The organism is Caulobacter sp. 602-1, from assembly GCF_003931565.1.
Classification (GTDB): domain Bacteria; phylum Pseudomonadota; class Alphaproteobacteria; order Caulobacterales; family Caulobacteraceae; genus Caulobacter.
Genome location: NZ_RRYI01000125.1, coordinates 1 through 292 on the forward strand (window position 1 = coordinate 1; position 292 = coordinate 292).

At 72.9% G+C, this 292-nt stretch carries 1 pseudogene; it reads right to left on the bottom strand.

Annotation, left to right across the window (positions count from 1 at the left end):
* A pseudogene (locus tag EIK80_RS26230) lies at positions 1-292 on the bottom strand (DUF3422 domain-containing protein); the annotation flags it as partial.

Consider the following 292-nt stretch of genomic DNA (forward strand, 5'->3'; position numbering starts at 1 on the left):
GTGCAGGATCGCCTCGGCCGGCGGCTGGGCGCCCGGTGCGGAGGCAGAGATCGCGACGCCCCTGAACACCTGACCCGGCGCGCCGTCCAGCCAGGAGCAGTCCTCGCCGACGTTGGTCTCGAAGCCAAGCTCCGGGCCCAGCGGGCCGTAGGTGAACCGGGTCCAGGCCGAAAATTCCTGATGCCGCTCACACAGCCAGCCGCCGGCCGGGCTGGTCACCAGAATCCTGCCGCCGGCGGCGTTCTGGCCTGGGGCGCACAAGGCCACGAAGGCCGCCTCGGACGCCCGCTGG